We start from the raw sequence: 24,125 nt of genomic DNA, 5'->3' as shown, positions 1-24,125 counted from the left end.
AATGGTAAGCCACGATTTCATAATCGTGGCTTTTTTATTACATTTTCAAGCATTTAATACTTTTTATTATTAAATTTGTGATAAATACTACTACTGAATGAAGAAAATTCTATCTTTTTTATTTATATTTTATATTTTCACCTCTGCTTTTGCCCAATTGGACCGAGAGCATTGGTTTGCTCCGATGGTAGACAGGACCGGCGCTCCCAATCCTTATCAGAAACTGTATTTATCCACCAGCAGAACAACTCCTTTTCCTGTAAATATTTATAACAATAATGTTCTCATCGGAACGGTGAACATCAGTAAAAATAATCCACAGAAATTCGATGTACTAAGGAATTATATAATTACCACACAGCAGACGGATTTATTTACCCCTACAACCAAAGGGTTATATCTTAAAGCAGAATTTCCTTTTTATGCCAATTTAAGGCTCTCGGTATTCAACCACGCAGAAATTATCACTTCCAAAGGGATTCCTTCCACGGGAAAAACATTTTACGCAGCCTCCGCTCCTATTACGGTGAGCAACAATATTCTGAACTTCATGACCAGTGTACTGGCAACTGAAGATAACACAACCGTTACCATTTCCGGATACAACCCTGCCGTTCAGTTTTCTAATGGAACAACAGGAGCCACCAACCCGACAATGACTTTCACTTTAAATAAGGGACAGTCTTACATCATTGACGGAATGGGGGATATAGCAGGAAACTTTGATGGTTTCATCGGCTCTAAAATTATTTCAAACAAACCTGTCAATGTTACCAATGGAAATTTTAACGGGCAATATGCAGGAAATTTCCCCTCCAGTTCTGATATTTTAATGGACCAGGCAGTACCTGTCAACAGGCTTGGAAATGAATTTGCCCTTGTAAAAGGTAACGGCCCGCTTGGTTCCAATATGGAAGGCGCTGTTGTTATTGCTACAGAGGACAACACTCAGATCTTTGTCAATAATGAAATACCTCCCGTAGCTACCATTAATGCAGGAAAATACTTCGTTATTCCTGATTCCAAATATATCCTTCAGGGAAACGGACATTATAATTTATATCTAAAAACATCCAAAAATGCTTATGTCTACCAGATTTTAGCCGGAGATTCAAATTCGGGAAATGAAACGGCTACCGGAGGATTCAATTTCATTCCGGCTTTGAACTGCTACCTTCCGAAACAGATTAATGAACTGGGGCTTATCAATGAAAATTTTGTTCATTCCAATGGTAATCCCGGCGGTATTCTGAACATCCCAACAAAACTAAATCTTATAACAGAAAGGGGAGCTATTATTACAGTAAATGGAGCCAATCCTCCTGCGGTAACAGGTCCTTACAATATGACCGGAACTACCAACTGGGTTACTTATGGAATTCCCAATGTGACGGGTACTATTACTGTGGTTTCAAACAAGGCCATTATGGCAGGCATAACTGCCGGAAGTGATGCCGTAGGATATGGAGGTTTTTTCGCCGGTTTTCCTACGCAGCCCGTTATCTTACAATCAGGCGACGGCTGTATTCCTGGTATTGTTCTTACTGTGGATCCACTTATCTATGACACTTATCAATGGTATAGAAACGGCACACTTGTTCCGGGAGCTACGGCATCTTCAATTACCCCTACACTACCCGGAAATTATACCTGTTCTGTAACAATGGGAAGCTGCGCACCTTTAATTACTGAAAAATTTAAGGTTCTGAATTGTACAAAACTCAGCAATGCTTCCTACAATGTATGCACTTCGCAGACTATAACACCTGCCTTCAGTACTTCATCACAAACTCCTGTTCCTGGCACGGTAGCGATTACAACAGCTCCTTCTTTGGGTACTGCTGTGATAAACCCTGTTACAGGAATCATTACTTATACTGTAAATACTCCCGGTACATCCGGAACAGATACATTCACTTATACATTCTGCGGAAATGATCCGGACTTTCCGGATTGTGAAACAATAACAGTTACCATCAATATTCAGGCGCTTACAGTAATGAATACAACATTATTTGCCTGTGATATCAACGGACAGGGAACATTCAATTTGACAACAGCAAATATTACTAATAACTCCCCCGTTACAATTACTTACTATCCTACTCTTCTGGATGCTCAGAATGAAAATGCCGCAGCATTGATCACCAATACTACAGCTTATCCTGCACCTAATGGAACAATCATATATGCTGTTGTAAAGAACAATATTGGATGTAAAAGTATCGCACAGATCACATTGTCTCTTTACAATAAAGCGATTGTCCTGGACAACTACAATGGTATTTTCTGTGATGATAACCTGGACGGAACTGTCACTCTCATCCTTTCCAATGTCACTCCTATTGTACTTAATAATCCTAATTATTTTACCAATGTAAGATATTATGCAAATCTGGCGGATGCTAACGCAGGAAACAATAATACTCTTCCTAACAGCTGGAGTTATATCGCAACAACTACCATTTACATCAGAGTAGATTCTCCGGATGGCTGTGCTTCTGTGATCAAGCCTTTACAGTTCAGTATCGGAGCTAAAGTAACATTAATTACCAAAACTGTTACGGAAAGTGTTTGTGATGATGACCTGGATGGAATAAAAAGTGTGAACCTGGCTCAGTTTATCCCCCAGTTTACTTTAGATCCCAATGTTACTTTCACTTTTCATGCAACCTTGGCGGATGCTCAGAATAATGTGAACATCGTTTCATCACCTGTTAATATTACAAATTCACAAACCTATTATATCCGTTTTGAAAAAAATGGGGTTTGTCCGGAAGTAGGGACTCTTAAAATCAACATTAAAATTCCTAAAAAGTCGGATGTATTACAAGATAAAGCTATTTGTCCGAAAACCACTACCACACTGGATGCAGGACCTGGCTTTGAAAGATACTTGTGGAGCACGGGAGCTACTACCCCTTCCATCACCAATGTTGCCCCTGGAAGTTATTGGGTAGAGCTTACCTTCAATGGCTGTGTTTACAAACAATATGTGAATGTTACAGAATTGCCGCTTCCTATGATTACGTCTATTGAAATTGATGGTACAACGGTAAAAGTCGGAGTAAGTGGTGGTACCCCGCCTTATGAATATTCTTTGGATGGTGTGGTATGGCAGAGTTCCAATGTATTCTACAATGTACCAAGAGGAGCACACAATGTATTTGTAAGAGACTCTAAAATGTGTGAAGAAGTAAAGAAACCATTTGCCATTATTAACCTGATCAACACAATTACTCCGAATGGAGATGGTTATAACGAAGGAATAGACTATTCTGCTTTAATGGCCAATGATAATCTTGTATTCAGGATCTTTGACCGGTACGGTGCGGAAGTCTTCAGAGGAACTCCTGAAAACAGATATACCTGGGACGGAAGAATAGGTGGAAGATATGTCCCTACAGCAACCTATTGGTATTTTATCACCTGGACAGAGTATGGTTCTTCCCTCACTGTAAAATATTCAAGCTGGCTGCTTGTAAAACATAGGTAAAAAAAGAAGCCGGAAGAAAGAAAGCTGAATTTTCAGCGGTGCTTTCTTCCGGCTTCTTTACTTATATACACACTTTTTTAAGGCAACTGTAAATTTCTAACAGTCCTTAACAGTTTAATGTTAAAGTTTAATATAACTTTAACCACTATTCTTCATCTAACTACACAAAATTGTTATATTTCTATGTAATTTTGCGCATTATATGAAGAAACTGTTTACTCTACTGCTATTGGTTTTTCTGGCAAAAATTAATGCTCAAATATATTCCGGAGAGGTATTTCTGAGAGACAACTCTATTTTATATCTCAATCAGGTATATGTCACTAACCTAAATACCCAGAAAACCGTTCTTACGGACTTTAATGGTAATTTTAATATCCCTGCCAATACCGGAGATGTGATCCGGTTTACTTCTATTGTTACGGAAAGAAAAGATATTAAGCTCACGCCTCAATCTATGACACAAAAAAATCTGGTTGAGCTAAAAATTGCGTACTATGAAATTCAGGAAATTGTACTCAGTAGGTTCAAACCTACCGGAAACCTTCGGTATGATGTCAATTCTTTAAGAAAAGAAGACAAAGCACATGCTCTTAAGAAAGTAATCGGGCTTCCGGAACCAAAAGGTGACGGAACTCCTCCTGAACTTCCTGTTGCCGGATTGCGAGATGGCGGGCTTACCTTCAGTCTTGAAAGTATCTATGATATTCTTTCCGGTGAGAGAAAGAAAAAACAGCGTTATCAGGAATACGAAAGAATGAACAGTTCCGTTACACAGATCAAAAACTATCTGGGGAAAGATTATTTCACAAGGTTTAAAATTCCTGAGAATTTAATTGATAATTTCCTTCAATTCGTCTATACTTCTGAAAATATTCAGGCTTATGTATTGGCCGGAAATTTTGAAGCCGTAAAGATTCCTATTGAAAAATATCTGCCAATCTATCAGAAGAGACTTAGAAGTTCACATCTTCAGGAAGTTGTAAGCAGTAATTAAAGAAATAATTCCAATATATAAATAATCCATGTCTTTCACATGGATTATTTTTTTTGAAATAAACAGAAATTCCGTGGTATACCCCTTCCACACTACATCCAATACAGATTATTCAACTTTTATTACATATCATTCTTCAATATTCAAAAATATGTTTAATTTTATCTCACAAACAGGTGTTTAAAAATAAAAACACTTGTATTTCGTTATTCAAATAAAAACTAACCAACCCAAAACGCAAATTAAGAGAGAAGCACCTATTTTTTAACTTAATATTAATTAATGAAACAAGTACTTTTACTTCTTTGCTGTATGTTTTTCTTTACTATGTCTGCTCAAAAAAAAGGGAAAGACTATAGTAATATTCTGAAAAGTAAGAATATCTATGAAATCAATGCCTTCTTAAGAGATGCCCATCCTGATGACCCCAGAAGATCTGTTCTGAAACCAAGGGTAATGGATATGATGAAAGAATACATCAAAAATGCCCATCCGGCCGATCAGAAAGTAAAAGATATGCAGGAAATGCTTGCCATGCTGAGGAGAAGGCCTTCCACGAAGATTACTTTTGATGAAATGAATGCGATCATCAAACAGAAACAAATTGCAAAATACAAAGCCGAATTGGCCGCCAAACAACCTACCGATGTTTATACACCAAGTACCGCCCAGAATACTTATGTTGTAAATACTGCTGCTAATACGGCAATTCCTAATGCTGAAGCTGAGGAATTCAACATGCTTATGGCTGTCTCCCCTGTAGAGCATAAAAACAAAACTGTAAAAATCCTTAACTCTTTATTTGATAATGACCCAAATGCTAAAGAAGCTATAATATTGATTCAAAATAAGTCAGACTGTAATATCATTGTAAGAATGGAAGGCGTAGGCACTACGAAATACAGACTGGCTGTTCCTGCTCATGGTGAAGGTTCAATTGTTATAGAAAAAGGACAGTATCTTTTCACCAGCCTTGTTTGCGGAGCTCAATATGCTTCACAAAAAACAATTGAAAGGGCAATTATGGTCGCTTTAGGAGGCCAATAATTTCGATCAAAAACGAATTATCTCTATGTCTTTTACCCCAAAAAGACAAAGATACTCCATAAATTTTCACTATTTTTGCACTCATTTTATAACTCAATGGGCAAGAATAAATTAGCAAGATTCGCAGAAAACAAAACATTACCAAATGTAATCCAACCAACAAGAGAAGATGCTTTAAACGGTTTCGAACTTAAGGGAAAATGGAGAGAAAACTTCTTTAAAAATGACAATCCAATTGTATTGGAATTAGGTTGTGGAAAAGGAGAATATTCTGTAGGGCTTGCCAAAACATTTCCTGAAAAAAACTTTATCGGAGTTGATATTAAAGGCGCAAGATTTTGGTTTGGTGCTAAAGAAGCTGTAGATAGTAATATGACTAATGTGGCTTTTCTGAGAACACAAATTGAACTTGTAGATTATTTCTTTGCTGAAAATGAGGTAGATGAAATATGGATTACTTTCCCGGATCCACAAATAAAATATAAAAGAACAAAACACAGATTAACACATCCGGACTTTTTAGACCGTTATAAAAAATTCCTGAAGCCAGGAGGTATTATCCACCTGAAAACCGATTCAGAATTTCTGCACGGATATACGCTTGGATATCTGCAGGGAGCAGGCTATGAAATCATTTCTGCTCACCACGATATCTATGGTGCTCCTGAATACGATCCTAATACGGAACATTTGAGAGATATTAAAACGTATTACGAAGAGCTATTCTCAGCGAAAGGAAAAACAATTACATACATTAAATTCCGGATCAGCTGATGAAATAAAAAACCTTGATGAAAAAAAAATTTTTAACGATTTTATTCTTCACATTTCTTATCCCCACTTTTACAGACGCTCAAAAAAGCAGTAAAGACATTCTAAAAAGCACAAATATCAAAGAAATTGAAGAATACCTGAAGAACGCACACCCTGACGATCCTAAAAAAAGTGTGCTCAAACCAAAGCTTATTGCTTTAAAAAATTCTGAATGGACTAAAGGTGCCCGTACAGCCAAACCTATGGAAGCAAGGCCGGTAATTGCGGATATCCCCAAAAGTGCCATGAGAAATCCCAATTCAGACGATGCTGAAGAGTTTAAAAAACTCATTGCTGAAACATCAGCTGAACATAAGGAGAAAACAGTAAAGCTTCTGAATGCAATGTTTAATGAGGATATCAATCGTAATGAGGCTATTCTATTATTCAAAAATAATTCAGACTGCAATATCGTGCTGCGAATAGAGGGAAAAGACTTTTACAACCTTGCTGTTCCTGCGCATGCTGAAAACTTTATTGTACTCAAAAAGGATTCATATGCACTCAGCAGCAATATTTGTGATATGAAATATTCCTCACAGAAAAACATTAAAAAAAGTATATTTGTAACGATAGACAATCCGAAACAAGCCGGGACTGAACTGAAATCTGTCCAAAAAGAACCGGTTCCGGAAAAACCTTCGAAAAAACAAAAATCAAAAAGTAAAATAGGATGAAAAAACTAATAGTTTTTACCGGAATTTCATTGATTCTTACCAGCTGTAATGTAAATTATGGCAGCTATCCCGGAAGAACCTCCTACCCTTACCCTACAAGCAACACTGGTAACAGAGCAAACACGGAAAGTGAATATAATGAGCTTATAAAGACCTATAAACCGGAAACGGCAGACGTTCTTAATGATCTTCTTAACAATGATGATCCGAAAAATCCCAGAACCTCCATTTCGGTAGAAAACAAATCTCCATGCAATATGGTACTTACGGTAAGCGGAAATAATTTCTTCAAGAAAATCCCTATCGGCTCTGGAAAAGTAGGATATACAATGGTTCCTAAAAATCAAAACTACAGATTATCCGGACTTATTTGTAACTCGACCTATCAGTCTACAAAGTTTGTCACAACCTCATATTCTATAAAGCTTTCAAACTAAAATACGACCCACAGATTTCTGTGGGTTTTTATTTTTAATATTCTTTATTCTAAACCAAATAAAAACGTTAAAGTCGTCTGAACAGACTCATTTCATCGCTTTAAAAGCGATCACAAAATCCCGTTATTAAAAGTTTAAACGAAGTAAAATAAAAAATATCTCATTGTAAATCATACACATAAAAACATTTCCATATATTTAGAAATATAATTGCGGTATCCGAAAAGCATATAGAGTAGGAAAAAAGCTAAAGCTAAAACTAAAACCATGAAAAATTTAAAAAAAGTCTCAAGAAGTGAGCTAAGAACCATCAAAGGAGGATACAGAAGTTGTATAGACGGCTGTAATATAGAAATGGGAGAAATGTGCTGCAGCGGCGTATGCAGAATTGGAGTTGTTGTACCAACAACAGATCCTGATTTCCCTGAATTAACGGTATGCCCTAAAAAACCTTAGTTATAAACAAAAAAACGCTGGATTTCGATCCAGCGTTTTTCCTATAGTAAAGAAAATCTTTAATTATTCTGCATCGAAGTCAGCATCTTTATCAGCAGATACTACTTCTCCTTCTTCTTTAGATTTTTCTTTATCAGCTTTTCTTTGAGACTGACCTTCTTTGATAGATTCTGAAACAATGCTCAAGATCATATCTATAGATTTAGAAGCATCATCGTTTCCTGGGATAACGAAATCAACTTTTCTAGGGTCAGAGTTTGTATCAACAATACCGAAAACTGGAATACCTAATTTTTTAGCTTCAGTTACAGCGATGTGTTCTCTCAAGATATCTACAACGAAGATTGCAGAAGGAAGACGAACCATGTCAGAGATAGAACCTAAGTTCTTTTCTAAGTTAGCTCTTTGTCTGTCAACTTGTAATCTTTCTTTTTTAGATAAAGTTTCGAACGTACCGTCTTTTTTCATTTTGTCGATAGCATTCATCTTCTTTACAGCCTTTCTGATAGTAACGAAATTCGTTAACATACCTCCTGGCCATCTTTCTGTAATATAAGGCATATTAAGTTCAGAAGCGTGTTTTGCAACAACTTCTTTCGCTTGCTTCTTAGTAGCTACGAAAAGAACTTTTTTACCTGCAGAAGTTAATTTTTCTAAAGCGCTGCAAGCTTCATCTAATTTAACTGCTGTTTTATGTAAGTCTACAATGTGAATACCGTTTTTCTCCATAAAAATGTATGGAGCCATATTTGGGTTCCACTTTCTAGTCATGTGACCGAAGTGTACGCCAGCCTCTAAAAGGTCTTTTACATTTGCTTTTGCCATGTTTTCTGTTTTTGTTAGTTTACTTTCCGTCTTTTAAACAATCAACAACTTCTTTAGATGGGAGAAGCGTTTGGATGCTAAACGTAACGGGCAATTTTTTTGTTTAGATAAAATAGAACCAAGAACCATGAGCCAAGATCTGAGAGCAAAGTCTTGAATCTTGTGCCTGATATCCTGAATCCCGAAATTAACGTTTTGAGAATTGGAATCTCTTTCTTGCTTTTTTCTGACCTGGCTTCTTTCTTTCCACCATTCTTGCGTCTCTTGTAAGTAAACCAGCTGGTTTCAATGCTAATCTGAATTCAGCGTTGATTTCGCATAAAGCTCTTGAAATACCCAATCTGATAGCCTCTGCCTGACCTGTATTACCACCACCGAATACGTTTACGGTAACGTCATACTGACCAACAGTCTCAGAAAGGATAAACGGTTGGTTCAATTTATAAACCATCACGTCTGTAGAGAAATATTCTTTAGCATCTTTACCGTTTACTGTAATAACACCAGAACCTGGTCTTACATAAACTCTTGCTACAGAAGTTTTTCTTCTTCCGATTTTGTGAACTATAGACATAATTAATTATTTAAATTCGTTAACATTAATTGTTTTAGGCTGTTGAGCTTCATGTTTGTGCTCAGTTCCTTCATATAAATAAAGGTTCTTAAGGATAGCAGATCCTAATCTGTTTTTAGGCAACATACCTTTTACAGACTTCTCTAATACCTTTAAAGAATCTTTCTTTTGAAGTTCAGCCGCAGTCATAGACTTCTGTCCACCAGGGTATCCTGTATGCCAGATATAAGTCTTATCAGCCCACTTGTTTCCGGAAAGTGTAATTTTCCCAGCATTCAAAACGATAACGTTATCACCACAATCTACGTGAGGTGTAAAGTTCGTTTTGTGCTTACCTCTCAAAATCTTTGCAACCGTAGAAGCTAGTCTACCTAACGGCTGTCCTTCAGCGTCTACCACAACCCATTCTTTATTCGCAGTAGCTTTGTTCGCTGAAACAGTTTTGTAACTTAATGTATTCACACGTTTTAGTTAAAGATTAAACATAATTTACCCCTAAAAGGGTGTGCAAAGGTACACATTATTTTTGTAACCCAAAAACATATTTTATTTTATCTATATAATCATGGCTACACCCCCCTATATCAATAGATTTTAACACTATTATAATTTGGCATGCATCTTGTAAAATGTTGTGGCGATGAAAAAAAACGCTCAGAAGATTCTAAAAACACAAGTGATACAGCAAAGAGTTCATTCCCTCAACTCTTTCTTTTATTAAATTTACTTTAAAGATTTCCGTAAAAGACATTAATATAATTACAGTTTCGCTGAAATAATTATATTTGTGTCAATCATATTTCATAATCCATGAGCCACGGAAAACTAAGAGATGATAAAACCTGCCTGAACTGCGGACATCAGGTTGATGAAAGATTTTGCCCACACTGCGGACAGGAAAATATTGAAAGCAGACAGCCCTTTCATTTTCTCTTTACTCATTTCATTGAGGATTTCACCCATTATGACGGGCAGTTCTGGAAAACTATGCAGTATCTGTTTACCCGTCCGGGGACACTTACCAAAGAATATCTGGCTGGTAAAAGACAATTGTATGTTGCTCCTGTAAAGCTGTACATATTCATAAGCTTCATTACATTTTTTCTACCCAACATCTTACCTCACGCCAAAGAAGAAGCAGAAAGACCAAGCCAGATAAAAAAAGAAACAAAGGCAAAAAAACCAAAAGAAATTTCACAAGACATTGTAAAAGATTTACAAAAAGAAGGTGTTCTGTCCCATGAAGTAGCAACAAATACTCAAAAGGTGTTGGATACTTTAAAAACTTTGGATACCCTAAAAATTGAAGATACCCGAGAAAAGACTGAACTTTTTGACCGTACGTTCGATACGAAAGAAGAGTCTATTATGAATGCCTATACAATAAAACAGTATGATTCTATACTTGCAAAGGATAAAACAGGGATATATTCATTAGCGAGACCCCTGGCAGAAAAAGCTTTTTCTTTAAAGGAAGAAGGATACAGCAAACATCAGATCTGGGAAAAATATAAAGACAATTTCATTCATACGATTCCTAAAGCGCTCTTTGTATACCTTCCTATATTTGCATTCTTTTTATGGCTGTTCCATAACAAGAAAAAATGGTGGTACTTTGACCACGGTATATTTACCCTTCACTATTTCTCTTTCCTTTTATTAGGAATATTAGTATTTATAGTAGGAGAAAAGATAGTAAGCTTTCTTCCGGACAATAATATACTTACCCTGTTATATGTTTTAGCCTGTATAGCACTGGCAGTCTATATGACGATCTATTTCTTTGTAGCACATCACAGGGTATATGAAACAAAAAAAAGAATAAGCATACTCAAAGGTTCCTTATTATTTATTATTAACTATATCGGATTACTTCTGATGTTTATGATACTGATGTACTTAAGCTTTATTATGCTTCATTAATTTCTAAGAGATTTATTCCCTCTGAAACTCGCAAATAAATAATACGCAACGAAAACGGTAGAAAATTTCAGGATAGATGGAATTGCCAATTCAAGATTAAAAATTAAAGCTCCTACAAGAACAAGAATTCCCATTCCTATAAAAGACAGTCCTAATTTCTTAGGTAGTGAAAAATTGGGTGTATCCAAATAATAAGCAAGTCCCCAGGCAGAACCAAAGGCAACAGCATAATAAATATCCAGTCCGATATTCTCTGAACTTAAAAAGAAATAGTTGATTAGGAAGCTAATTACGGTTCCTAATCCAAAGTACATCAAAGCTTTTTGCATGTCTGTAAAAATATTCTGCAAAAGTAGAGAATTTAATTTGAGAATGTAAAGATGAGGAGCTTTGAAAGCGAAGTCACTGCAACTTGTTTTAACTCTGTGGTTTCCCAACTTTCAAAGTATCCTGCTCAAAAAGGGGATATATAATTAAATAAACACAAACAATCAATTGATAATCAAAAGAATAAAATCAAACACATGGTTCTTTTTTTATTGTTATATTTGAAAACTTAGAAACTTTCTAGAATTTTTATGGAAACCCAAAAATATACTCCAACCAACAAGGTAAGAATCGTAACTGCTGCCTCATTATTTGATGGGCATGATGCTGCGATCAATATTATGCGTCGTGTTATTCAGGGAACAGGATGCGAAGTGATCCATTTAGGACACGATAAATCAGCAGAGGAAGTTGTAAATACAGCAATCCAGGAAGATGCCAATGCTATTGCATTAACTTCATATCAGGGAGGTCACACAGAATATTTCAAATATATCTACGACCTGTTGAGAGAAAAAAATTCACCACAGATCAAAATTTTTGGCGGTGGTGGCGGTGTAATCCTTCCGGAAGAGATCAAAGATCTGATGTCTTATGGAATAGACAGAATTTATTCTCCGGATGACGGTCGTGAACTTGGTCTTCAGGGAATGATTGATGATCTTGTGCACAGATCAGATTTTGCGACAGGAAAAGATGTAACTGCAGAAGACCTGGATGCCATCAGTTTTGAAAACTCAACAAGCATCGCCAGTATTATCTCTGCTGTTGAAAACTTCTCAGAAGAAAAACCTGAGCTTGTAAAAGCAATTGACGAAAAGTCTAAAGATTTAACCATTCCAATTATTGGTATTACAGGTACCGGAGGAGCTGGTAAGTCTTCTTTAACAGATGAATTGGTAAGACGTTTCTTACGTTCAAATACTGATAAGAAAATTGCCATTATCTCTATTGACCCATCAAAAAAGAAAACCGGAGGGGCTTTATTAGGAGACAGAATCCGTATGAACGCGATCAATGATCCTAGAGTGTATATGCGTTCTATGGCAACGAGAGAAAATAACGTTTCCGTTTCTCCATTCATTCATTCTGCTTTGAATGTACTGAAACTGGCTCATCCTGATGTTATCATCCTTGAAACTTCAGGGATCGGGCAGTCTGGTTCAGAAGTATCAGATTTTGCCGATGTTTCTATGTATGTAATGACTCCTGAATATGGAGCGTCTACACAGCTGGAAAAAATCGACATGTTAGACTATGCGGATCTGGTCGCATTAAATAAATCTGACAAAAGAGGGGCTCTTGATGCTCTTCAGGCGGTAAGAAAACAGTTCCAGAGAAACCACCTTTTATGGGAAAGCCCATTAGAAGACATGCCTGTATATGCTACAAAAGCATCTCAGTTTAATGATCACGGAACAACAGAACTCTACAACAGATTGGTTTCTAAAGTAAACGAAAAGTTTGCTGATTTAAAACTAAATACATTTGTAGAACAGGAAATCACAGACGAAGTAACAATTATTCCTCCAAAAAGAGTTCGTTACCTTTCTGAAATTGTTGAAAACAACAAGCAATACGACATCAATATCGAAAAACAGGCTGAACTGGCCAGAACAATGTATCATATTGAAGGCGTAAAAAAAATAATTTCCAATGAGGTGTTAGAGGCTGAATATCAAAAGGCAGAAAAACATCTTCAACAAGATAATATCGACTTTCTGAAAACCTGGGATGATACTAAAAAAGCTTTCCAGGAAGAATTCTACTCTTATTTTGTAAGAGGAAAAGAGATTAAGGTGGAAACTTCTACAGAATCTTTATCTCATTTGAGAATTCCAAAAATTGCATTACCAAAATACAATGACTGGGGTGATCTGATCCAATGGAAAGGACAGGAAAACCTTCCGGGAAGTTTCCCTTATACAGCAGGAATTTATCCGTTCAAGAGAACCGGTGAGGATCCGACAAGAATGTTTGCTGGAGAAGGAGGTCCCGAAAGAACCAACAGAAGATTCCATTATGTTTCTGCAGAAATGCCTGCAAAACGTTTATCCACAGCATTTGACTCGGTAACTTTATATGGTCAGGATCCTGCTTTACCACCGGATATTTATGGTAAAATCGGAAATGCAGGAGTTTCTATTGCAACATTGGATGATGCTAAAAAACTGTATTCCGGATTTGATCTGGTTAATGCACTGACTTCGGTTTCCATGACGATCAACGGTCCTGCACCGATGCTATTGGCTTTCTTTATGAATGCTGCCATTGATCAGAATGTTGAAAAATATATCAAAGAAAACGGTTTAGAAGCTAAAGTAGAGGCTAAACTTAAGGAGAAATTTGACGATAAAGGTTTAGAAAGACCAAAATATAAAGGCGAACTTCCTCCATCCAATAATGGTTTAGGATTACAGCTTTTAGGATTAACGGGTGATGAAGTAATTCCTGCAAATGTATACGCAGAAATTAAAGCTAAAACGATTGCTACCGTTCGTGGTACCGTTCAGGCTGATATCTTAAAAGAAGACCAGGCTCAGAATACGTGTATCTTCTCTACTGAATTTGCCCTTAGACTCATGGGTGACGTTCAGGAATATTTCATCCGAGAGAAAGTAAGAAACTTCTACTCTGTTTCCATTTCAGGATATCATATTGCTGAAGCAGGAGCAAACCCAGTTTCTCAATTGGCATTCACCCTGGCCAACGGTTTCACTTATGTGGAATATTACTTAAGCCGTGGAATGGACATCAATGATTTTGCACCAAACTTATCTTTCTTCTTCTCCAATGGTATCGACCCTGAGTATTCGGTAATCGGACGTGTGGCAAGAAGAATCTGGGCAAAAGCTATGAAATTAAAATACGGAGCTGACGAAAGAAGCCAGATGCTGAAATATCACATTCAAACTTCAGGACGTTCTCTTCACGCTCAGGAAATTGATTTCAATGACATCAGAACAACTCTTCAGGCGCTTTATGCGATCTATGATAACTGTAATTCACTTCACACCAATGCTTATGATGAGGCGATCACGACTCCTACTGAGCAATCTGTAAGAAGAGCCATGGCAATTCAGTTGATCATCAACAAGGAATTAGGACTGGCTAAAAACGAAAATCCGCTTCAGGGATCATTTATCATTGAAGAATTAACGGATCTTGTGGAAGAAGCTGTATATACAGAATTTGACAGAATTACTGAAAGAGGTGGTGTTCTTGGAGCTATGGAAACAATGTATCAGCGTTCAAAAATCCAGGAAGAATCTATGCATTACGAATGGCTGAAGCACACCGGTGAATATCCGATTATCGGGGTAAATACTTTCTTAGGGAAAGATGGCTCACCAACTGTTTTACCAGGAGAAGTTATCCGTTCTACTGAAGAAGAAAAACAATCACAGATTGAATCTCTACACAACTTCCAGCAAGCGAATGACGACAGATCTGAAGAAGCTCTGAAACAACTTCAGCATGCAGCCATCAACCAGCAAAATTTATTTGAAGTAATGATGGATGCTGTAAAATACTGCTCTCTAGGACAAATTACCAACGCTTTATTTGAAGTGGGTGGTAAATACAGAAGAAATATGTAAACCGTAATTGGGCATACATTTTTTATAAATTAAACCTCAAAGAAATTCTTTGAGGTTTTTTTGTATTTTTAATTTTAAAAACTAATTAACAATGAAAAAGATAACCATGAACATTAATTTTGAGAAAACCCTGCTCTTAATCCTCATTTGTCTTACATCTGCTTTATGGAGCCAGAAACGTACCGAACCATTTACTATAAGCCTTCCCCGCCACAAAGTAGAGAAGAGCTATTATAAAACGATAACACTTATTGATAAAAGAGAAGATACCACTTCTTTAGGAATTGTACAGCAGGGAATGCTGAATGCCAAAGCTAAAGTGATTCCCACCTCCAGTATATCAAGCCAATTTCAAAGTATCCTGAACAGCATCAATGGAGATGATACCGAAGATGGAACAATGGTTCTGTACCTGAAACAATTATATTTTGCGGAGGTTACTGCCAAACTCAGCGAGCATGGCTACTGCTATTTTCAGGGGTTTCTGTTTTCAAAAAACAATGATGGAACTTACTCTTTGATGGATCAGACCGATACAGTAATTGATATCAAAGCAACTGATGTTACCACAAAAACACTTGAAAAAGGAAGCGAAATGCTCGTAGATTTCATCAGTAAAAACGCATCTAAAAAGCCAGAAACAACCAATTCTTATACCATTGAACAAGTAAAGAACTTTGATAATACCGCCAAGCAGTCAATCAGTTTTTACAATTCACCTCAACTGAAAGATGGAGTATATAAAAACTATAACTCTTTAAAGAATCAACAGCCGGACCAAGAAATCGCAAATGTCAAATTCTACGGTAATGCTCCAAAAATTGTAAGAATCTATGAAATGGCAGACGGCAAAGAAAAAGAAATCAAAAAAGACAATATCTATGCTATCGTGTATAAAGGAGAACCATACATCTATCTTTCCATAGAAAACCTTTTTACCAAGGCGGTAAAGAAAGATAATGATTACTATTTTATCGGAAAAATAAGGTCGAATCCCAATGCGGGAAGTATGATGCTGACTGGAGCTGCATTCTTTGGTGCCATTGGTGTTCTGATCATGACCAACCCAGCCTACCCTTTTGAAATGAAAATTGATTACTTCAATGGTGGATTTGTTCCGATCAAAGAAATTCAAAACAAAAATTATTAACCCACAAAATCTCCTTACTTTTGGGAGATTTTTATTTTTAGAATGAAACCAAAAGCTTTATTCAACTGGAGCAGCGGAAAAGATTCTGCTCTTGCCCTTTATAAAACACTACAGGAGGATCAATATGAGATCACTACTCTGCTTACCAGCATTAATCAGGAGTTTCAAAGGATTTCCATGCATGGTGTTCATGTTTCTCTGTTGGAAAAACAGACCGAAAGCCTCGGGATTTCGTTAATTAAAATGGAGCTTCCCAAAGAACCATCAATGGAAGAATATCAGCAAATCATGAGCAAAACAATGGCCGGAATTCAGGCTCAGGGGATTACCCATTCCGTTTTTGGTGATATTTTCCTGGAAGATCTGCGAAAATACAGGGAAGACCAATTAAATGCCATCGGTATGAAGGCTCTATTTCCCCTCTGGAAACAAGATACCTCCAACCTCATCCATGAATTTTTAGAGCTTGGTTTTAAAACCATTGTAACCTGTGTAAACGGAACTTATCTGGATAAAAGCTTTGCAGGACGAATCATTGATCAGAAATTTATAGATGATCTTCCTGAAAATGTAGATCCATGCGGAGAAAACGGTGAGTTTCACACCTTCACTTTTGATGGACCTATTTTCAAAAATCCGGTACACTTTGAAATCGGGGAAACAGTTAAAAAAACTTATCCTAAACCTAAAACCTCTGCTGAAGAAGAAGACGGCGAATATGTTTTCTGGTTTTGTGATCTGCTGTCAAAATAAGCCTGTGGATAAATCTTCACAGGCTTTTCAATAGATTATTGTATTTCAGTAATGATTTCATTCATCAGATCAAATACCTGTCTGATATCGTTTTCACTAGTCATCCAGTTTACAAAAGCAGCTCTTACTCCTTTATGCTGATTATAAAAAGTAGGGGTCATAAAGACTTTTCCTGTATTATTTAGCTTTTCAAGAAATCGTCCTACCGCATCCTGCTTTGCATCATCTTTCAATGTAAAGCAAACTGTGTTCAGTCTTACCGGAGCCAGCAGTTTAAAATCATGACTGTTTTCAATCAGCTGTCCAAACTGTTTCGCCCATGATATATTCTTATCCACAATCTCCTGATACCCCTTTTTACCATAAGCCATAAGAGAGAACCATGCAGGAAGCGCCTTTAATCTTCTTGAGTTTTCAGGAAGGAAATTTAAATAGTTGAAATTATCCAACGGATCTCCCAGATAAGGGGCGTTTGAATTCTGAAAAGTTTCTATCTGTAAAATTTTATATTGCTCTTTAATGAAAAATACGGCACTTTCATAAGGTACATTCAGCCATTTGTGACAATCTACTGTGATACTGTCGGCATATTCCCAACCTTCCACAAGATGATGATGGGTTTCCGAACAAGCTGCAAAACCACCAAAAGCGGCATCGATGTGCCACCAGAAATTGTATTTTTCTTTTAATTTGCTGATCGCTTTGAAATCATCAAAATCCACCGTATTTACTGTTCCTCCACTTGAAATCAATATAAATCGCTCCCCATCAAGCTTTAGAATATTTTCTTCCAGATCCTTGATATGGATTGCTTCACGGTTTCCTTCTTCCGTTTTGATCTTAATAATATTGGCGCTTCCCAGTCCTAATAATGACAATGATTTTATAGAAGAAGAGTGAGGAGTCGCTGTGAGTATCTTTACTGTTCCCGAAATGCCTTCTTTCGCAATATCTCTTCCCTGCTCTTTTCCCAGCCATTGACGGCCCACAGCCAAACAGGTAAAATTAGACATCGTAGCTCCCGATACAAAACCTCCCAGAAAGCTTTCCGGAAGCTGAAGAAGTTTCAGTAAAAGCTGTATGGTTTCCATCTCTATTTTTGCAGAAGCATCTCCCTGCTCTGTTACTGACTGGGGATTCTGATCATAAACCGTTGTCAGCCAATCTCCAGCTATTGAAGCCGGTGTAGCTCCTCCTGTTACAAATCCCCAATATCTCGGTCCTCCTGATCCAACCATGATCGGTTCAAATTTTTCGTTGAAAATCCGCAAAGCCTCTTCTGCTCCTAATCCTGATTCCGGGAGCTCCTGTTTTTCCAATAGAGTATTTAGATTGTTATTGATTACCGATGTTGATCTGTCTTCAATAGAGTTCAGATAATCCGTTCCCTGTTCTTTGATGATATTCAGCAGGTATCCAATGTTTGCTGAATCATTTTTCAAGTGTTCATTCATACTTTGTGATGCATTTCTATATCAAATGTATTAAAATACCCGCTAAAGAATTATTAAATTTAATATTAAATTGATCCAAAGCCCGTCCTAGCACGCAATTTGTATCCCTAAATGCTCCTGGATATTTTAGTATATTTAAGGGTAACAACCATCATATAAAAATACAACACCTGTGATCAAAAATTTAGTATTCCTGACTCTATTCTGTTTTTTATTTTCCTGTACAACAACTGAGGCTCCAAAGGCTTCTCCTGTTGATAAAAAAGCCATTATCGATTCTACTGTTGCGGCTTTTCAGAAAACACTTTTAGAACAACAGATTGATTCTGCTTTCAAAAAGTACCATTTCAATGGAAGTATTGCTGTTTTTAAAGACACCATACCCCTTTACAGAAGAGAAAACGGATATTCTGATTTTAAAAAGAAAACTAAAATTGACAGTAATACCATTTTTGCCATAGGTTCTGTAAGCAAGCAGTTTACCGCTGTTTTGGTATTACTTCAAATGGAACAGGGAAAACTGAACGTGACAGATAAAGTTTCAAAATATTTAAAGGAATTCCAGATCAAAGAATATGAAAATATTACAATTCATCAGCTATTGAACCATACTTCAGGATTAAATATGGTGGGAGGAAAGCTTATGTTTAAAAGCGGTTCTGACTTCTTCTATTCCAACGACGGATTCAATACCCTTGGAAAGATTGTGGAAAAAGTTTCCGGAAGATCATATGCTGAAAACGTTCAGGAACTTTTTCAAAAAGCAGGAATGAACCATTCTTCAACCGGAGATACTTTTAAAGGAAATAACTTTGCCAGTGCTTATCTCGGTACACCTGCTAGATTTCAGGAAGTTCCCAATATGCCGAAAAGATTAGGCGGACAGGAAATAGGAACTCCGGCTGGTGGAATATTATCCACTATTCAGGATCTTCATTCATGGAACAATGCTTTGTATGGTGGGAAAATTTTAAAACCAGAAACGCTGAAGCTATTCATGGCAAAAAGCGCAGAAAGACGTCATGCAATCTTTGGAAAGATGGGCTACGCTTACGGCATCATGCTTAATATTGGCCAACCCAATTCTTATTTCCACAGCGGTTATATAAAAGGTTCCCCTTCATTAAACATCTATTATCCCGACACCAAAACTTCAGTAATCATCCTTTCTAATATTGCCGATGAAGAAAAGGGAAAAGGAGTTATCTTCAGACCTCATATTGAAGTAAAAAAGATTACAGATCATCTTGAGAACACTCTTACGCAGCTCAGATCACAACACTAGTTGAATAACGTGCTATTTATGCGGGTTTAAGGAATTCCTGCATTTTCACTAAATTCTTTTTGTGTTCCATAAAATTGAATACAGCAAAAACAAGTGCCGTCTGCAATATGAAAGGGAAGATCAATGTAATTAAGGTCAGAGCAACTTCAGAATGATTGTGTTCTCTGAAAAACTGATAAGCATAAGTCCCGTTCTTCATTACAATCTGTACCATTGAAGAAGCACAAACAACCAATAATCCTATATTCTGCTGATACATTGTATAAAGGCTTTTTTCCTTGTATTTGAAATCCGCTTTCAGGTATTTCCAGATCTTATAATTAAAAATCAATATCAATACTGATCCAAATAAAAATGATCCGTTAAGCAGTTTAAAAAATATATTATAAACTTCCTGGTTTTGTGCTGTAAAAATCAGCAATAAATTAATTCCTAAAGCCAGCAATCCTATTATTAAAGATTTTCTGAAAAGTCCGGCATATTTTTCCTGTATAATCTTTTTGGCAATCAAAGGGATTGTCGTTGGATAGAATAGCAGATAGTTAACTAATTTAAATTCTCCACTCCAGGATTCTTTTATCTGTAAGAAAGCCTCCTCGAAACTGATATTCTCTTTATACTGAAGATCTGAAATCTGGCTGATCATATGGTCTCTGATTTCTACCAGAATATCCAATGAGAGCTGTTGAGCTACCAGATAATCTGTAATTTTATTTTCCTGTTCCTCCGTTATCATAAATTGAATATGGTTTGTAGGTTTAATAAGTAGCTTTTCATCTCAGTCTCTTTTTCTTCCTGTTGTTTTTTCCCTTTTTCAGTCAGCAGATAATATTTACGGTCTCTTCCGTTGATTTTCTGAATTTCAGAAATAATCATCCCGTCACCCTCCAGTTTGTGCAATAATGGATAAAGTGCTCCTTCCGTCATTTCAAGCTCACCTTCCGTGAGTTCTTTTGCCCTTTGAGTAATCTGATATCCATACATTTTGATTTCTTTTGAAAGAAGCTTCAAAATAATATTCTGCAGGGTACCTTTATAAAGACTATTCTTTTTCATAGAATGATTTATACATTGCAAACATATGCATAATTTTCTTATGTATATAAATTTAATATAAAAACTTTTAATTTGTCTTATGAAAAAAATGTACTTCATAGCCATTTATCCTCCTCAGGAGATTATTGAAGAAATAAAAGCCTTTAAAAGAGATCTGGTAATGAATTATGCCAATTCCAAGGCTTTGAAAAATGAAGCCCATATTACACTATTCCCTCCCTTTTCCAGAGAAATTGAAATGGAGGACGATATTCATATTGCTTTTCAGAAGATCAATACGGAAATCAATCCTTTTGAAGTAGAACTGGATGGCTTTGGAAACTTTCCTAATCCTAAAAATCCTGTACTCTATATTCAGCCAAAAGCAAATATTCATTTAACTGAGCTTTATCATAGGGTAAAAGAGTATTTTAATTTTGTCCCGTATTCTTTTAGCCCGCATATGACTGTAGGCTACAGAGATCTGAGTTGGGAAAATTATCTTAAAGCCTGGGAAAAATATGAAACAAAGGATTACAAAACTAAATTCTTAGTTGATAAAATAATACTTCTCCGCCACGATGGACAATGGGTGCCTATAGCAGAGAAGAAACTGGAAAAATAAACCGGCTGCAGGAGCCGGTTAAGTTCAAATTTATTCTTTTATGATTTTCTGAGAGAGAATCAGATTTTTGTTTTCTTTTACATTCAGCAGATAAGTACCTGCCGGAAAGTTTTTAATATCAATTCTTATCCCGGCATCTTTGAATTCAAATCTGGATGGAATCAATTTTCCGGAAGTATCATAGATTTCTATTTTTACATCTTTTGAAAAATCCTGTTTCCCTTTAATGAAAAATTCACCATCTGTAGGATTCGGATAAATACTGAAACGTCTTTCTTCAGCTTTTACTTCTGAAAGTTTAAGAGTTGATTTACTCAGAGTCCAGGAAACATTGGTAACATGAAGTGTGCTGTGATTATCAACTTTTAAAAGCGGATTATTATCTACGACCGAAAATGTCAAAGTATTATTTCCATTGTTAAGTTGTCCGGGAGTAATGGTAACACTATTTCCTGTAGCCCCCAAAGCTGTTCCATTTAATGTCCAGGTGTTCACCAATGTATTAGGAATAGGAAGAATTTCAGTGACCGTGAAAGTAACATTTGATGTGGCATCTACTGAAGTGTTATTTGCCGGTGTATAGGAATCTACAGGAGACACTAAACTATGGATTTTTTCGATAATTGCTTCTTTGCATACGGAGCAAAACTGCTGGTTAAGATATCTCATCTCACAACTCTGATGCGGACGGAACCAGGTTGGGCTTTCAGCATGAGCATAGACACCTACCCCGTTTAATCCTACCCAATTTTTCCATTTGATCGTCGCAGGATTGGAGTTTTGGGTTTTATTTGCGGATTCCAATGTACCTGAAAACCAATATTCATCAGCTAATTTACCAAAGGAATGTCCTAGCTCATGTACCACAATTTCATTAGAAGAACCATTTAAGGAAGCAAAGGCATAGGTACCTCCACAACCTCCGTATTCCGTAGAATTACCCAATACATAGGTGATATCATAATCCGGGATATTGGCCGCCAAAACCTGCCCTACTTTATTGGTTGTATTACTGTATATACATCTGTGAACTCCAACATCGAAGGTAGAACCAAGATAGTTATTGGGATTGGTTACAGGAATTACGGGTTCAGTAACATCTGTGGCAGTCCCCGGGTGTTTCACTCCTGATTCTGTAGAAATCACTTTTACCGCATAGGCATTAAAGTAATTTTTATATTCTGTATAGGGACTTTTTGTAAAAAGATAGTTGACCGTATTCTGAGCTGATGTTGTGAAAGCAGCCTGCTGTGCAGCGGTAAAGCCGTCTCCTAACACAGCAATCACAACCCGCTTACTGTTGTCTCCGTTCTGTAAAAGAGGAACAGTCTCAAATGACTGGGCAAAACAGCTGCTTCCTATTAAAAGGGATAATAAAACTTTTTTCATAATTATAGTTTTTGTGTGAATAATAGTTGTGCTCCATCATCAGTTGCCTTTTCAATCTTTATAGTCTGAACATTTTCAGAATAGGAAAAACGGGCACTGAATTCCGTGCTTTGAAGGGAAGCTTTATGTCTGGAAATACCTTCTTTTTCATACACTTCCAATTCAGGATTAAAAGGATCTTTTACAAGCTGCTTGGCAACTTCTTTCCCTCCAGACTCTGTCAATGTGATGATAAGATCTCCCTTATCCACTCCATTTCTTTCAAAAGAAGGGGTGTGTTTCAACCTGCCATCTGTAATTTTAGAACTTTGCAGGGTAATTTTTGCATTTCCTGATTGATCTTTATCTGCCTTGAAAAACAAATAAATAATCCTATCGCCTTTTCTTGCCACAGTTTCTGAAAGCGATTGCCTTTTTTGAGTTAATCCATTTTCTTTCTGAAAGCTGCAGAACAGAAAAACAGGAACAATAAGTACATTAAATACATTTTTCATAATCATTTTTGTTTAAAGTTACTAAAGTTTTAAATATGAACGAAAATCATTACAAATACTTTTTTCAGCTTAAAACACAGAAAGTCCTATCTTTGGGGCAATGATTTCAGAGAAAATAATTTTAGGTATTGACCCGGGAACAACTGTGATGGGGTTTGGCATTATCTCCGTAAAAAAAGGAAAAATGGAGATGGTTTCTATCCATGAACTGATCTTAAAGAAATATCCCAATCACGAAACAAAGCTCAAATATATTTTTGAAAGAACGCTGTCTCTTATTGATGAGTTTCATCCTGATGAAGTTGCTCTTGAAGCTCCTTTCTTTGGAAAAAACGTACAGAGTATGCTTAAACTTGGCCGTGCACAGGGAGTTGCTATGGCTGCCAGCCTTTACAGAAATATTCCTATCACCGAATATTCTCCTAAAAAAATCAAAATGGCCATCACCGGAAACGGAAATGCCAGTAAAGAACAGGTGGCAGGGATGCTTCAGAATCTTCTTAATTTAAAAGAATTCCCTACCAAATACCTGGATGCCTCTGACGGGCTTGCCGTTGCTGTATGTCATCATTTTAATTCCGGAACAATAGCAGATACCAAATCATATTCCGGATGGGATAGTTTTTTGAAACAGAATCCTGATAGATTGAAGTAATTTTGATCTTCTCCTTGAAAATTTCAAAAAAGTAAATTTAATCGTCTTAAAAACAGATTTTTACGAAAACACATTCAATTACTTGGTAAAACATAATACTATCTTTTACATTGG

23 protein-coding genes are annotated in these 24,125 nt (G+C 36.5%); 14 read left to right on the top strand and 9 right to left on the bottom strand.

Annotated elements, in window-relative coordinates:
• Positions 1-97: 97 nt before the first annotated feature.
• The 7 genes from ACPF63_RS23790 to ACPF63_RS23760 all read left to right on the top strand — a co-directional run bounded on the left by ACPF63_RS23790 (position 98) and on the right by ACPF63_RS23760 (position 7,923).
• Positions 98-3,496, top strand: coding sequence for a T9SS type B sorting domain-containing protein (locus ACPF63_RS23790; RefSeq protein ID WP_426481542.1), 3,399 nt, complete (start codon positions 98-100; stop codon positions 3,494-3,496).
• A gap of 202 nt (positions 3,497-3,698) precedes the next feature.
• On the top strand, positions 3,699-4,493 hold the full coding sequence (locus tag ACPF63_RS23785) for a hypothetical protein (RefSeq protein WP_219071845.1): 795 nt from the start codon (positions 3,699-3,701) through the stop codon (positions 4,491-4,493).
• Between the two features lie 282 nt (positions 4,494-4,775).
• Positions 4,776-5,540 (top strand): DUF6759 domain-containing protein, encoded by a 765-nt coding sequence (locus ACPF63_RS23780; RefSeq protein WP_426481541.1) that lies wholly within the window; start codon positions 4,776-4,778, stop codon positions 5,538-5,540.
• Positions 5,541-5,636: 96 nt separating this feature from the next.
• On the top strand, positions 5,637-6,314 hold the full coding sequence (gene trmB / locus ACPF63_RS23775; protein ID WP_426481540.1) for a tRNA (guanosine(46)-N7)-methyltransferase TrmB: 678 nt from the start codon (positions 5,637-5,639) through the stop codon (positions 6,312-6,314).
• Positions 6,315-6,331: 17 nt separating this feature from the next.
• Positions 6,332-7,030 carry a DUF6759 domain-containing protein gene (locus tag ACPF63_RS23770; protein WP_426481539.1) on the top strand — a complete coding sequence of 233 codons (699 nt, stop codon included), beginning with the start codon at positions 6,332-6,334 and terminating at the stop codon, positions 7,028-7,030.
• Positions 7,027-7,467: a DUF6759 domain-containing protein gene (locus tag ACPF63_RS23765; RefSeq protein ID WP_426481538.1), complete on the top strand. Its 441-nt coding sequence runs from the start codon at positions 7,027-7,029 to the stop codon at positions 7,465-7,467. Before ACPF63_RS23770 ends, ACPF63_RS23765 begins: the two co-directional genes overlap by 4 nt.
• 267 nt (positions 7,468-7,734) lie before the next feature.
• Positions 7,735-7,923, top strand: coding sequence for a bacteriocin-like protein (locus ACPF63_RS23760; protein WP_139348586.1), 189 nt, complete (start codon positions 7,735-7,737; stop codon positions 7,921-7,923).
• Between the two features lie 63 nt (positions 7,924-7,986).
• Here the strand turns inward: ACPF63_RS23760 and rpsB are convergent, their stop codons facing one another.
• The 3 genes from rpsB to rplM all read right to left on the bottom strand — a co-directional run bounded on the left by rpsB (position 7,987) and on the right by rplM (position 9,784).
• The gene (gene rpsB / locus ACPF63_RS23755; RefSeq protein WP_047373581.1) at positions 7,987-8,748 is read right to left on the bottom strand and encodes a 30S ribosomal protein S2; all 762 of its coding nucleotides are present in this window, start codon (positions 8,746-8,748) and stop codon (positions 7,987-7,989) included.
• Positions 8,749-8,935: 187 nt separating this feature from the next.
• The gene (rpsI, locus tag ACPF63_RS23750; RefSeq protein WP_047385930.1) at positions 8,936-9,322 is read right to left on the bottom strand and encodes a 30S ribosomal protein S9; all 387 of its coding nucleotides are present in this window, start codon (positions 9,320-9,322) and stop codon (positions 8,936-8,938) included.
• Positions 9,323-9,328: 6 nt separating this feature from the next.
• Entirely contained in the window at positions 9,329-9,784 is a 456-nt protein-coding gene (rplM, locus tag ACPF63_RS23745; RefSeq protein WP_047385928.1) for a 50S ribosomal protein L13, read from the bottom strand.
• Positions 9,785-10,132: 348 nt separating this feature from the next.
• On the opposite strand from rplM, the gene ACPF63_RS23740 reads away from it, so the two are divergent.
• Positions 10,133-11,245 (top strand): DUF3667 domain-containing protein, encoded by a 1,113-nt coding sequence (locus ACPF63_RS23740; protein ID WP_426481537.1) that lies wholly within the window; start codon positions 10,133-10,135, stop codon positions 11,243-11,245.
• Here the strand turns inward: ACPF63_RS23740 and ACPF63_RS23735 are convergent.
• Positions 11,242-11,574, bottom strand: coding sequence for a hypothetical protein (locus ACPF63_RS23735; protein WP_077419348.1), 333 nt, complete (start codon positions 11,572-11,574; stop codon positions 11,242-11,244). The genes ACPF63_RS23740 and ACPF63_RS23735 overlap by 4 nt on opposite strands.
• A gap of 249 nt (positions 11,575-11,823) precedes the next feature.
• On the opposite strand from ACPF63_RS23735, the gene ACPF63_RS23730 reads away from it, so the two are divergent.
• The 3 genes from ACPF63_RS23730 to ACPF63_RS23720 all read left to right on the top strand — a co-directional run bounded on the left by ACPF63_RS23730 (position 11,824) and on the right by ACPF63_RS23720 (position 17,074).
• On the top strand, positions 11,824-15,171 hold the full coding sequence (locus ACPF63_RS23730; protein WP_077418786.1) for a methylmalonyl-CoA mutase family protein: 3,348 nt from the start codon (positions 11,824-11,826) through the stop codon (positions 15,169-15,171).
• A 91-nt stretch (positions 15,172-15,262) separates the two neighbouring features.
• Complete coding sequence (locus tag ACPF63_RS23725; RefSeq protein WP_426481536.1) at positions 15,263-16,321, top strand: hypothetical protein; 1,059 nt, start codon at positions 15,263-15,265, stop codon at positions 16,319-16,321.
• Between the two features lie 42 nt (positions 16,322-16,363).
• The gene (locus ACPF63_RS23720; RefSeq protein ID WP_426481535.1) at positions 16,364-17,074 is read left to right on the top strand and encodes a diphthine--ammonia ligase; all 711 of its coding nucleotides are present in this window, start codon (positions 16,364-16,366) and stop codon (positions 17,072-17,074) included.
• A gap of 35 nt (positions 17,075-17,109) precedes the next feature.
• Here ACPF63_RS23720 and ACPF63_RS23715 read toward each other — a convergent pair whose 3' ends face one another.
• Positions 17,110-18,528 carry a pyridoxal phosphate-dependent decarboxylase family protein gene (locus ACPF63_RS23715; protein ID WP_426481534.1) on the bottom strand — a complete coding sequence of 473 codons (1,419 nt, stop codon included), beginning with the start codon at positions 18,526-18,528 and terminating at the stop codon, positions 17,110-17,112.
• Between the two features lie 172 nt (positions 18,529-18,700).
• On the opposite strand from ACPF63_RS23715, the gene ACPF63_RS23710 reads away from it, so the two are divergent.
• Entirely contained in the window at positions 18,701-19,813 is a 1,113-nt protein-coding gene (locus tag ACPF63_RS23710) for a serine hydrolase domain-containing protein (RefSeq protein ID WP_426481533.1), read from the top strand.
• A 16-nt stretch (positions 19,814-19,829) separates the two neighbouring features.
• Here ACPF63_RS23710 and ACPF63_RS23705 read toward each other — a convergent pair whose 3' ends face one another.
• Entirely contained in the window at positions 19,830-20,549 is a 720-nt protein-coding gene (locus ACPF63_RS23705; protein ID WP_426481532.1) for a hypothetical protein, read from the bottom strand.
• The gene (locus ACPF63_RS23700; protein WP_047385914.1) at positions 20,546-20,869 is read right to left on the bottom strand and encodes a PadR family transcriptional regulator; all 324 of its coding nucleotides are present in this window, start codon (positions 20,867-20,869) and stop codon (positions 20,546-20,548) included. Before ACPF63_RS23700 ends, ACPF63_RS23705 begins: the two co-directional genes overlap by 4 nt.
• Before the next feature lie 79 nt (positions 20,870-20,948).
• On the opposite strand from ACPF63_RS23700, the gene ACPF63_RS23695 reads away from it, so the two are divergent.
• The gene (locus ACPF63_RS23695) at positions 20,949-21,473 is read left to right on the top strand and encodes a 2'-5' RNA ligase family protein (protein WP_426481531.1); all 525 of its coding nucleotides are present in this window, start codon (positions 20,949-20,951) and stop codon (positions 21,471-21,473) included.
• A 30-nt stretch (positions 21,474-21,503) separates the two neighbouring features.
• Here ACPF63_RS23695 and ACPF63_RS23690 read toward each other — a convergent pair whose 3' ends face one another.
• Positions 21,504-22,862 carry a M64 family metallopeptidase gene (locus ACPF63_RS23690; RefSeq protein WP_077418780.1) on the bottom strand — a complete coding sequence of 453 codons (1,359 nt, stop codon included), beginning with the start codon at positions 22,860-22,862 and terminating at the stop codon, positions 21,504-21,506.
• Between the two features lie 2 nt (positions 22,863-22,864).
• A complete protein-coding gene (locus tag ACPF63_RS23685; RefSeq protein WP_426481530.1) occupies positions 22,865-23,356 on the bottom strand; it encodes a hypothetical protein in 492 nt (163 codons plus the stop codon).
• A gap of 100 nt (positions 23,357-23,456) precedes the next feature.
• On the opposite strand from ACPF63_RS23685, the gene ruvC reads away from it, so the two are divergent.
• Positions 23,457-24,011 (top strand): crossover junction endodeoxyribonuclease RuvC, encoded by a 555-nt coding sequence (gene ruvC, locus ACPF63_RS23680; protein ID WP_426481529.1) that lies wholly within the window; start codon positions 23,457-23,459, stop codon positions 24,009-24,011.
• Positions 24,012-24,125: the final 114 nt, after the last annotated feature.

The sequence above is a fragment of the Chryseobacterium sp. R2ACT005 genome (assembly GCF_049949215.1).
In the GTDB taxonomy this organism is placed as follows: Bacteria; Bacteroidota; Bacteroidia; order Flavobacteriales; family Weeksellaceae; genus Chryseobacterium.
This window is presented reverse-complemented; position numbering and strand designations above follow the sequence as displayed.

Coding starts and splice junctions, on each gene's coding strand:
- ACPF63_RS23790 (WP_426481542.1), top strand. CDS start 98: ATGAAGAAAATTCTATCTTTTTTATTTATATTTTATATTTTCACCTCT.
- ACPF63_RS23785 (WP_219071845.1), top strand. CDS start 3,699: ATGAAGAAACTGTTTACTCTACTGCTATTGGTTTTTCTGGCAAAAATT.
- ACPF63_RS23780 (WP_426481541.1), top strand. CDS start 4,776: ATGAAACAAGTACTTTTACTTCTTTGCTGTATGTTTTTCTTTACTATG.
- trmB (WP_426481540.1), top strand. CDS start 5,637: ATGGGCAAGAATAAATTAGCAAGATTCGCAGAAAACAAAACATTACCA.
- ACPF63_RS23770 (WP_426481539.1), top strand. CDS start 6,332: ATGAAAAAAAAATTTTTAACGATTTTATTCTTCACATTTCTTATCCCC.
- ACPF63_RS23765 (WP_426481538.1), top strand. CDS start 7,027: ATGAAAAAACTAATAGTTTTTACCGGAATTTCATTGATTCTTACCAGC.
- ACPF63_RS23760 (WP_139348586.1), top strand. CDS start 7,735: ATGAAAAATTTAAAAAAAGTCTCAAGAAGTGAGCTAAGAACCATCAAA.
- rpsB (WP_047373581.1), bottom strand. CDS start 8,748: ATGGCAAAAGCAAATGTAAAAGACCTTTTAGAGGCTGGCGTACACTTC.
- rpsI (WP_047385930.1), bottom strand. CDS start 9,322: ATGTCTATAGTTCACAAAATCGGAAGAAGAAAAACTTCTGTAGCAAGA.
- ACPF63_RS23740 (WP_426481537.1), top strand. CDS start 10,133: ATGAGCCACGGAAAACTAAGAGATGATAAAACCTGCCTGAACTGCGGA.
- ACPF63_RS23735 (WP_077419348.1), bottom strand. CDS start 11,574: ATGCAAAAAGCTTTGATGTACTTTGGATTAGGAACCGTAATTAGCTTC.
- ACPF63_RS23730 (WP_077418786.1), top strand. CDS start 11,824: ATGGAAACCCAAAAATATACTCCAACCAACAAGGTAAGAATCGTAACT.
- ACPF63_RS23725 (WP_426481536.1), top strand. CDS start 15,263: ATGAAAAAGATAACCATGAACATTAATTTTGAGAAAACCCTGCTCTTA.
- ACPF63_RS23720 (WP_426481535.1), top strand. CDS start 16,364: ATGAAACCAAAAGCTTTATTCAACTGGAGCAGCGGAAAAGATTCTGCT.
- ACPF63_RS23715 (WP_426481534.1), bottom strand. CDS start 18,528: ATGAATGAACACTTGAAAAATGATTCAGCAAACATTGGATACCTGCTG.
- ACPF63_RS23705 (WP_426481532.1), bottom strand. CDS start 20,549: ATGATAACGGAGGAACAGGAAAATAAAATTACAGATTATCTGGTAGCT.
- ACPF63_RS23700 (WP_047385914.1), bottom strand. CDS start 20,869: ATGAAAAAGAATAGTCTTTATAAAGGTACCCTGCAGAATATTATTTTG.
- ACPF63_RS23695 (WP_426481531.1), top strand. CDS start 20,949: ATGAAAAAAATGTACTTCATAGCCATTTATCCTCCTCAGGAGATTATT.
- ACPF63_RS23690 (WP_077418780.1), bottom strand. CDS start 22,862: ATGAAAAAAGTTTTATTATCCCTTTTAATAGGAAGCAGCTGTTTTGCC.
- ACPF63_RS23685 (WP_426481530.1), bottom strand. CDS start 23,356: ATGAAAAATGTATTTAATGTACTTATTGTTCCTGTTTTTCTGTTCTGC.
- ruvC (WP_426481529.1), top strand. CDS start 23,457: ATGATTTCAGAGAAAATAATTTTAGGTATTGACCCGGGAACAACTGTG.